At 62.3% G+C, this 9,761-nt stretch carries 9 protein-coding genes; 5 read left to right on the top strand and 4 right to left on the bottom strand.

All coding sequences use genetic code 11. From position 1 onward, the window contains the following. On the bottom strand, positions 1-1,441 hold a 1,441-nt coding region (locus tag AC3B8H_RS14615), incomplete at its 3' end, for a DUF4347 domain-containing protein (RefSeq protein ID WP_488442279.1). Positions 1,442-1,467: 26 nt separating this feature from the next. After that, complete coding sequence (locus AC3B8H_RS14620) at positions 1,468-2,322, bottom strand: sulfotransferase family protein (RefSeq protein WP_488442280.1); 855 nt, start codon at positions 2,320-2,322, stop codon at positions 1,468-1,470. 489 nt (positions 2,323-2,811) lie between these two features. On the opposite strand from AC3B8H_RS14620, the gene AC3B8H_RS14625 reads away from it, so the two are divergent. The 3 genes from AC3B8H_RS14625 (at position 2,812) to AC3B8H_RS14635 (ending at position 4,373) form a co-directional block, all read left to right on the top strand. Then, entirely contained in the window at positions 2,812-3,483 is a 672-nt protein-coding gene (locus AC3B8H_RS14625) for a phage tail protein (protein ID WP_488442281.1), read from the top strand. After that, positions 3,480-3,830, top strand: a complete 351-nt coding sequence (locus tag AC3B8H_RS14630) for a DUF6916 family protein (protein ID WP_488442282.1) — start codon at positions 3,480-3,482, stop codon at positions 3,828-3,830. The genes AC3B8H_RS14625 and AC3B8H_RS14630 overlap by 4 nt, the downstream gene beginning before the upstream one ends. 66 nt (positions 3,831-3,896) lie before the next feature. Further along, positions 3,897-4,373: a GNAT family N-acetyltransferase gene (locus tag AC3B8H_RS14635; RefSeq protein WP_488442283.1), complete on the top strand. Its 477-nt coding sequence runs from the start codon at positions 3,897-3,899 to the stop codon at positions 4,371-4,373. 12 nt (positions 4,374-4,385) lie between these two features. On the opposite strand, the gene AC3B8H_RS14640 is transcribed toward AC3B8H_RS14635, so the two are convergent. Further along, positions 4,386-6,047, bottom strand: a complete 1,662-nt coding sequence (locus AC3B8H_RS14640; protein ID WP_488442284.1) for an ATP-binding protein — start codon at positions 6,045-6,047, stop codon at positions 4,386-4,388. 750 nt (positions 6,048-6,797) lie between these two features. Between AC3B8H_RS14640 and ald the strand changes: the two genes are divergently transcribed. Both ald and AC3B8H_RS14650 read left to right on the top strand, forming a co-directional pair. Beyond that, entirely contained in the window at positions 6,798-7,913 is a 1,116-nt protein-coding gene (gene ald / locus AC3B8H_RS14645; RefSeq protein WP_488442285.1) for an alanine dehydrogenase, read from the top strand. Positions 7,914-8,167: 254 nt separating this feature from the next. Further along, positions 8,168-9,529 carry a glycoside hydrolase family 30 protein gene (locus AC3B8H_RS14650; protein ID WP_488442286.1) on the top strand — a complete coding sequence of 454 codons (1,362 nt, stop codon included), beginning with the start codon at positions 8,168-8,170 and terminating at the stop codon, positions 9,527-9,529. Here AC3B8H_RS14650 and AC3B8H_RS14655 read toward each other — a convergent pair. After that, positions 9,517-9,654 carry a hypothetical protein gene (locus AC3B8H_RS14655; protein WP_488442287.1) on the bottom strand — a complete coding sequence of 46 codons (138 nt, stop codon included), beginning with the start codon at positions 9,652-9,654 and terminating at the stop codon, positions 9,517-9,519. The two genes, AC3B8H_RS14650 and AC3B8H_RS14655, sit on opposite strands and share 13 nt — an antisense overlap. Positions 9,655-9,761 lie beyond the last annotated feature (107 nt).

The raw sequence follows: 9,761 nt of genomic DNA on the forward strand, positions 1-9,761 counted from the left end.
TCGCCCCGGCTCCCGCGCCGCCGCCGCCGATGGTCGTACCGCTACCAGCGGTACCGCCAGCTCCGCCGGCTGCAAAACCGCCTGTGGCGCTGCCGCCGGCACCGCCGGTCGCGGTCCCGCCGTTACCGGCCTGTCCGGCAATGCTCGAAAAACCACCCTTTCCGCCCGAACCAGAGCCACCGGCACTGCCGGCGTGACTCCCGTCATAATCTCCACCGTTACCGCCGCCCTTGCCGCTAAAACCGCCGCCGCCCCCGCCACCGTAACCGTAACCACTACCGCCGCCGTTACCGCCGCCGCCCGCCGCGACGTTACCGGTGATCGACGAATGATTGATCGTCAGCGTGCCGCCAGTCACGGAAAGCCCAGCTCCCAATGCATCGCCGCCGTTGACGCTGTTATACGCGCCGCCGTTACCCGATACCAAACCGTGAGTGATGGTCAAACCATCCAATGTCACGGTACCGCTGGTGATCGAAAACACTCGGCTGTTGTAATTGGCGTCGACGGTGACGTCCGCGCTACCGTTGTCGTCCAAGTCGCCGTCTATCGTCAAATTTTTGTTGATACTTAGCTGGCCGCTGGACAAGGTAATCGTCATACCGGCATTGAACGTAATCGTGTCGCCGGACGTCGCCGACGCGATCGCGGCGCGCAGCGAGCCGGCACCGCTGTCGTTGTTGTTGGTCACGGTGACCGTAGCCAAGCTATAGTCATAATCCGCCAATGCCGACGCTTCGAAGGGCGCCGGCGCGGCTAGTTCGCCGGTGCGCACTTCCAAGTCCCAATCGCCGCCCGCGCCGGTGCGGTCGTCGGAGACCGCCACATCGGCGCCGGTCGAATCGGCCAGGGCTTGAGCGAACGCGGCGCCGTCGGCGCCCCGTCCCAGGTTGCAGGAATAGATTTGCAGACCGCCGTCGGCCGCCAACGCCTTGCCTATCGTAGCGAGTTGCGCGGCGTGGTCGGCGATCGATTCATTGTTCAGCCAGGCATTGCCCAACCAAACGTTGGCCTCGCCGCCTTCGGCGACAATCGAAATCGCCGCAATGTCGCGGCGATCCGCCAAATAATCGGCCATCTGTTGCACGCCGTCGCGGCCGGCCTGCAACATCACGACTTCGGCGCGCGGATCGGCGCCGGCCAGCAAGGTATCCGCGTCCCGTACCCGGCTATCGACAAAGATGACGGTGGAAGATGGCTCGGCGGCGGCTTCCGGATAATGGCAGGCCGCCGCGGCATCCAGCAAATGTTGCGCGTCCAGCGCCGACGGCGGCTGGTCGGCGGTCGGCGCCGCGTCGGCCTGAGCAGCGTCGGCGCTGACCGCCGCCGCGCCGTCGAACAGAATACGCGGTTCCAAGGCCCAGGCGCGTAGGCTGGAAGCCGGCGCGGGACGACGGGTCTGGACCGAACCGGCGGGGTGGTTACGCTGGAATAGCTTCATGATGTTGTCCCCAAAATCGACGATGGCTAAACTGTTTCCGGCTCAAGCACGGCCGAGGCGCGCTGAACGGAAATCACGTGGGCGCGACTGCTGCGGCCGTCGCGCCAAAATGCCATATTGGCGTACTGCTCGAACAAATCCGGCGGCAGAATGGTGGCCCGGTTCTCCAGACTGACTTGCGGCCGAATGCTGTGCAGCCCGGACAAGCCCAGATTATTGTCGAAGGCCGGCGCGTCGTAATGCAGATTGGCGAAATCGTGCGGAAAAGCAGACTCGCCCAGAAAATCGTAAATCAACGGCACGACCTTGTCGGGCGCCCGCGCCAGCAAGTCGTATTCGACGACCAGCAGCGAAGCCGCCTGTTCGCCGTAAAAGGCTTCCTTTAGCGCCGACCAGGCGAAGCCGACCAAGCGATTGCGTTGCGCCAAGGTTTCAACCCGGCTGTAGACGGTGTTGCGCTCGGCATCGTCTGCAAACAAGCGGCTGTTTTCGTAGGGACTGGCCCGGTACAAGCGTTCCAGGCTGTCCATAATCCAAGCCACGTTGCGGACGCAGGCGATAACCTTGGCGTCCGGGAACAAATCCAGCAGCGCCGGCAGCCGGCCGCACCAGGCACGATTGGTGTCGAACACCACCCGCGCTTCGGCCGCCTCAGCGTAATAACTGTCGAACAAACCGCGCAGCAGCCGACGCCGCTGATCGGTGGTCACCACCGGCCCCCACTCGCTGCCGGCGCTGACTTGATCGAGCAAGCCCGAAAAAAACGCGCCGACCGGGCTGGTCATGCCGGCATGAAAACGCGGATTTTGTTTCAGAATCGCGGCCAGCAATGTCGAACCGGAGCGCGGCAGGCCGGAAATAAAGTGGTAGCGATGGCTCATCGCAAACCAACCGCCAAGACACGAGCCAACGCTTCGACAACCCGCAACCTATCGTTAATTTTCATCAGCACAGTATCGGTAAAAGGTTCACGAACGGGTAATCCTAAAAAAAGAGCCGTTGGGCGATGAAAAATCCCGTTCGTCCCGAGCCGTCCGGCTGCGCTCGGGAGAGCCTTGTCGAAGGGCGGGCGGGATTTTTCATTCAACCGTTGAATGAGCGTATTGCGAGCCGCTCATGCTTCGACATTGCTCTCGGCACTTGCTCTTAGAGTAATGGGTTTGAAAAATAGTCGCTGACCGCAGCCTTGTCAACCGAGCGGCGCATTCAATCCGTATGACCGCAACGCCGTTAATGTGCCCTAGCTTTTCCGTTAGAACCTATTATGCTTAACAGCGCTTGCGCTATCGTTAACGTTCGACAGTCACCCGGCGAGTAAGCTTGGCGGCTTTTCCCCGGTTATTTTTCGCAAAGACCCCAGGAGGTCCATCATGGCAGACCCATTTATCGGCGAAATTCACATCTTCGGTTTTGCTTACGCTCCGCAAGATTGGGCGTTCTGCAACGGCCAGTTATTGGCGATACAACAACAAAGTGCGTTGTTTGCGCTACTAGGAAACAGATTCGGCGGCGACGGCCGTAATAACTTTAATTTGCCCAATCTGCAAGGCCGGGCGCCGATTCATTTCGGCGCCAATCCGCTGCCCGGTTCGCAACCCTATCAATTGGCGCAAAATGGCGGCACCACCGCCGGCTCGGTCCAAACCCAAACCGCGTTTAGTTTAACGACCGCCAATTTGCCGTCTCACAACCACTCCGCCGATCTGTCGTTGACCGGCGTCAACGCCGCGACGGCCATCAAGGTCTCCACCGGCGCCGGCGGCGGCGTGAACCCCGACGCCAACGCCACGCTGACAAACGCGCCCAGCGGCCAGACCGCGGCTGCGGTGTTTCTGCCCGCCGCCACGCCGCAAACCAACCCGATCACGCTGGGCGGGGTCACGACCACGCTGAGCGGCAACGGCACGGTCACGGTCGGCAATACCGGCGCCGGCGCGCCGGTCAGCGCGCCGTTGAACTTCAACGTCCCGGCCGCGATGTCGCCCTATTTGGCGCTGAATTTCTGCATCGCGCTCAACGGCATTTTCCCGATGCAACCATGAATTCCGCGTCCTCCCCCCAACCCGGCAATTCACCGATCGCCGACTTGAACAGCGGGCATTTCCTGCCCTATCTCGGTCAAACCTGCCTGCTGGAAAGCGGCCCGGTGACGATAACGACGGTGCTGGCGCGCGTCGACGAAAAACCCAACGCCCGCTCGCCGGGCACCGGCCGGGACAGCCGCACGCCGTTCGCGCTGTTGTTGAAAGGCGATGCCGATTGCCCCTACCTGGACGGCGTGTTTACGATGCGCATCGCCCAAACGCTCGAGGTTCCCGGCATTTATCTGAGCCGGGTCTTGAACGCCGGCCCGCAACCGGCGGCGTTGTTCCAAGCGGTTTTTAACTGAGATGCGCGCGCATAACTACCGACGCGACCGGCGGAAAGGCTCGATTCAAGTGCCGAGGCGGCGGCGATGGCGGGCCTGAATCTAAGGCCGCAACGCGACAGCGATGCGGCCTTTTTAGCCGGCCTGTACCACGGCTTGCGCGACGACTTGCGGTGGATCGATGCCGAGCGCGATTTCGTCGAGGAATTGATCGAACTGCAGTTCCGCGCCCAGCGCGAGGGCTACGGCCAACAATTTCCGAACGCGATGTACTTTATTATCGAGGTGCATCGGGAAGCGGTCGGCCGGGTCGCCGTCGATTTCGGCCATAACGAAGTACGTTTGATCGATTTGGCCCTGCTGCCGGCCGCCCGAAATCGCGGCCACGGCCGGGCGGTGGTTCGCGCGTTGCAACAGGCGGCCGGGCAGGCCCATGCGCCGCTGACGCTGGTGACCGCGCTGGACAACCCGCGCGCGCTGGCGTTTTACGCCAATCTGGGCTTCGGGCTGGCCAGGACCAGCGACAGCCACGCCCTGCTGGCTTGGTATCCGGGCGGCGATTGACGCCCGCCGGACCTAGTGGCGGTTTTGATTGCGCCAGTTATCGACGATGCCTTCCACGTCCAGATCGTCCGGGCCTTCCCGCCAAGCGGTGAAATAATCGACGTCGTTGCTTTTCGGTTCCGGATTGGGCCGGTAGATTTGCACACGGGTCGGCAACGGCGCGGCCTCGCCTAGCACCAGCGCCTCGCCGCGCCCTAACGAACTCAAAATATCGGCCAGATCGCCCTCGGCTTCCGGCACCAGCCCGCGTATATATTGCTGGTCGTCGGGATTGGTGGTGCGTAAACAAATGTAGGAACTGCATTGGGCCAGCATGGTTTCCGACAACTCGGTCGGCCGCTGGCTGACCACGCCGATAGACACCCCGTATTTGCGGCCCTCCTTGGCGATGCGCTCCATCATCTTGCGAGTTCCTTCGAACTGGCTGCTTTTTTCGCGAGGAATATAGGCGTGGGCTTCCTCGCAAATCAGCGTGATCGGAAATTCCCGCCGGCGCGGATTCCAGTAATTGAACTCGTACGCCAACCGGCCCACTTGAGCCGACACCGCCGGCCGTACGTCGGTCGGCACCGAGCTGAGATCGACGACGGTAATATTGGCCTTCTTGCGGCCCAGGCCGACGAACTCGCGCAGCAACTCGGCCATGCTGTCCGAGGTGTTGCGCTTTTTGGGTTTCAGTAAAAAGTCGTAGCGCACGTCGTTGAAACGGCTTTGCATCCGCACCAGAAACTCGTCAAACTGGCCGAACAAGGCGCCCTTGGTTTTGCCGAAGTCCTTGCGCTCCTCGTTGGCGGCCTTGAACTGCATGTACAACTCGGCCAGCGAGAAGAAAATCGGCGTATCGATGGACACCACGCCCAGGCCGACGTTCTTGGCTTCCTTGCGCTTGAGCTGCTGTAAAATCTCGCGCATGAAAGCCATTTGTATCGACGAACCGGGGTCGTCGCGGTCGATGAACAAATCCACCAACTCGGCGTAGGTCATCATCCAATACGGCATTTCCAATTCCATCGCATCGACGTAATTGACCCGCTCGCTCGGGAAGGCCGACTCGATGCGGCCGTCCGGCGTCTTCCAGCAATATTCGCCGTGCAAATCCAGCATGATCAAATGGGTCTTGGGCATCGCCGCGATCGTGTGCTGGATCAGACTGGTCACGGTCCAGGATTTGCCGGACCCGGACTGGCCGACGATCGCGAAATGCCTGCCGAACAAGGCGCGCGGATCGAGGCTGAGATGGTAATCCTTGTGGCTGGCCAGCTGGCCGATGAAAAACTGGTAATCGCGGAACTTGGAAAAGATCGCGTTGATCTCGGCCAAGCCCACCGCGTACACCGCCGCGCCCGGCGTCGGATAATGGCGCACGCCGCGAATGAACACATTGCTTTCGTTGATTTCGCCGACCGGAATCAATGCAATAAAGCGGTCGGTGGCGCGATTGCCGGCCTGATCGAAGCGATCGCGCTCCCACATCTTGAATACCAGCGCCAGCACCCCGATATGCGATTGACGAATTACCACGTAGGAACCCAAATGGCCGGCCAGAATCTCTTCGTCGCCCAGCCGGATGATCGGCGCCGCGGTGGCGTGCTCCTCGACGATGCGGGCGTCCATGCCGTCGGCGCGCACTTCGGTCAAATAAGCGATCAGGATGTTGTCGGCGGTTTGAGTCATGGCAATCTCGGGTACGGAACAAGCTGGGCTAAGCTTAGCCGAAATTTGTCGGCGGACGCCGCCGGCGCTGTCGGCGATGCGCCAAACCGAATCGACATTGCCGACAATGTCGCGACCGGCGCGAGGCTGAAAGCGCCGGGACCGGCGGATTCCCGGCGGTTCTCGATCGAACGGCGCCGGGCGTGAAAATTGCTCGGCCTACAATGTCAGCTGGTGCGGGCACGCTAAACCCGGTTCCATGGCCGACCGGTAAGTCCGGTCTGCCGTTCGGATATTTGAACGCCGGAATCGCTACGCGACGAGTAGTCAGAACCCTCTCCTAACGGGAGGGCAGAGTGAGGGGGAGATAAAACCAACGTGTTACCTTGTGATTTCCCCTCACCCCAACCCCTCTCCCGCGAGGAGAGGGGCTTTTACGCCCTCCTCCAAAGAGGGAGGCCGGATTATGGCCGCTGGAAAAGCCCAGGCCGAATAGCGACAGGGCCGGGTGAATAATCCACCGGCAACACGGAGAAATGGGCTTAAACCTAAAAAGAGCAGTTGGGCGATGAAAAATGCCATTCGTCCTGAGTTCATCGAAGGGCGAGCGGGATTTTTCAATTACCCGGAGGGTGAGTGTGTTGCGAGCCGTCCGTGCTTCGACAAGGCTCTCCTGAGTGCAGCCGAAGGCCTCGGCACGAACGGCCCGCAACACACGCCAACGGCTCTTTTTAGGTTAAACCCTTCGTCAACCACTTCGATGAGGTCCACATGAAAATCGGCATACCCAAGGAAATCAAACCCAACGAAAACCGGGTCGCGCTGGTGCCGTCCGGCGTGGCGGCGCTGGTCGGCGCCGGCCATCAGGTCGTGCTCGAAACCGGCGCCGGCGCCGGGGCCGGCTTTGCCGACGAACACTATCTGGCGGTCGGCGCCGAACTCGCCCCGGCCGCCGCGCCGGTTTGGGACAACGCCGATCTGGTCGTCAAGGTCAAGGAGCCGATAGAAGCGGAATGGCCGCTGTTGCGCCCCGGCCTGACCGTGTTCACCTACTTTCATTTCGCCGCCAACCGCCGCTTGACCGAAGCGCACCTGGCCTCCGGCGCCACCTGCATCGCCTACGAAACCGTGCAAGCGCCGACCGGCGAATTGCCGTTGCTGACCCCGATGTCGGAAGTCGCCGGCCGCCTGGCGGTGCAGGAAGGCGCGCATTATCTGGAAAAACTCTACGGCGGCCGCGGCGTGCTGCTGGGCGGGGTACCGGGCGTGGCGCCCGCCAAGGTGGTGATCCTCGGCGGCGGCGTGGTCGGCACCCACGCCGCGAAAATGGCCGCCGGCCTGGGCGCGCAAGTGACGATATTGGATTTGTCGCTGGACCGCCTGCGCCACCTCGCCGACATTCTGCCGCCCAACGTGCAACTGTTGTATTCCAGCCGCCACGCCATCCTGGAGCAGATCGCCCAGGCCGACTTGGTCATCGGCGGCGTGCTGGTCACCGGCGCCGCCGCGCCGAAACTGATACGCCGCGAAGACCTGGCGACGATGCAGCCCGGCGCGGTCATCGTCGATGTCGCGGTCGATCAAGGCGGCTGCGTCGAAACCACCCACCCCACCACCCACGCCGATCCGGTGTATCTGGTGGACGGCATCGTCCATTACGCGGTCGCCAACATGCCGGGCGGCGTGCCGCGCACCTCGACGCTGGCGCTGACCAACGCCACCCTCCCCTATGTGCTGCAACTGGCCAACAAGGGCTGGCAAACCGCGTTGCGCGACAATCCGGCCTTGCTGCAAGGCCTGAACGTCGTCGCCGGCCACGTCACCCACCCCGGCATCGCCGACGCCTTCGGCATGGCGTGTTTGCCTCGGGAACAGTTTTTGGGTTGAAGATGGGCGGATGCGGATAAAAGCGCCGCTGGCTTCGACTCCGCTCAGCCACCGGGCTCTGACTCCGCTCAGCCAAGTGTCTTAGCGCGTGCGCAGGGAGGAGCAATTTAGCCCGTGCGCTGAGCGTAGCCACTTAGCCCGTGCGCTGAGTGGAGCCATTTAGCGCTCGCGCTGAGCGGAGTCGAAGCGCCACCCCTGGACTTCCCGCGCCGCTTCGGTAGACTGCCGGCTCTGACCGAGCAGGAGAACAGCAAATGCGGGCAAGCGACACAGCAACGGACAATCCGATCGCGGCGACGGTCTGGCAAACCAGCGCCGACCAAACCTGGCTATTCGAACGGCCATTCGAAACGCTGGCCTTCGAGCGCGGCGGCGACGACTCTGAACAACCGACCATCATCATCGATCCGGAATTGCGCCGCCAAACCATCGAAGGTTTCGGCTACACCTTAACCGGCGGCAGCGCCCTGCTGATCAGCCGGCTGCCGGCCGCCGACCGGCAAGCCTTGTTGGAAGAACTGTTTTTGGCCGACGGCGACGGCATCGGCGTCAGCTTTCTTAGGCTGAGCATCGGCGCGTCCGACTTGAGCGAGCGCAGCTATTCCTACGACGATCTGGCCGACGGCGACACCGACTTCGACCTGGCCGGTTTCGATTTGCTGGCCGGCGACCGCGAAGTCGTACCCTTGCTGCAAGCCATTCTGGCCCTGAACCCTGCCATCAAAATCATCGCCACGCCCTGGTCCGCGCCGCGCTGGATGAAAACCAACGCCGGCTGGGTCGGCGGCAGCCTCAAACCCGAATGCTATCCGGTCTACGCCGCCTACTTCGTCAAATACCTGTTGGCGATGCGCGAGCACGGCATCGCCATCCACGCCGTCACTCCGCAAAACGAACCGCAAAATTACAAAAACGACCCCAGCATGGTGATGAGCGCCCAGGAACAGGCCGACTTCGTGGCGCTGCATCTGGGGCCGGCCCTGGCCGAGGCCGGCTTGGCCGAGGTCGAAGTGTTTTGCTGGGATCACAACTGCGACGTGCCCGAATACTCGCTGGCCGTATTAAGCGACGACCAGGCCCGCCGCTATTTCAGCGGCTCGGCCTGGCATTTGTACGGCGGCGACATCGCGGTGCTGTCGCAAATCCACGCCGCCCACCCGGACAAAAAACTGTACTTCACCGAGCAATGGGTCGGTTCGGACGGCCAATTCGGCGGCGACTTGCTGTGGCACGTCAACAACGTGCTGATCGGCGCCTGCCGCCACTGGGCCGGCGTGGTATTGGAATGGAATCTGGCCTCCGACCCGCACTGCCGGCCGCACACCGCCGGCGGCGAAGCCCGCTGCGTCGGCGCACTGACGATAGACGGCGCTCAGGTCACCCGCAACGTCGCCTACTACATCATCGCCCACGCCGCAAAATGGGTCCGGCCCGGCTCGCTGCGCCTGGAAACCGCCGCCCCCTTGCCGAACGCCGCCTTCCTGACCCCGGACCAGCAACTGGTATTGATCGTGCTCAACGACGGCGCCGAAGTCCGCGACTTCCGGATTCGCTACCGTGACCTCCACGCCGCCGCCAGCCTGCCGGCCGGGACCGTGGCGACTTATGTTTGGTAAGGCTGGTGGAGGTATTGAAGGCGTGGGGCGATTAGACTAACCGCCGGAAATTTGTCCAATTGCGGAATTAACCAGCGCAGCAGCTCGTGGGCAGACTGCACCGCCTGCGGCGTGTTGTCTTTCATGGGCTACCTCCCCAAAAAATTTTGTTGCGGGCCTATCGGCCCGCAACCGAGGGAAAAAGCGCAAAGGGCTAAGGGTTAAGGTCCTGGGCAAGACGGAAGCCGAGGAC

The sequence above is a fragment of the Methylomonas sp. BG-2 genome (assembly GCF_057766305.1).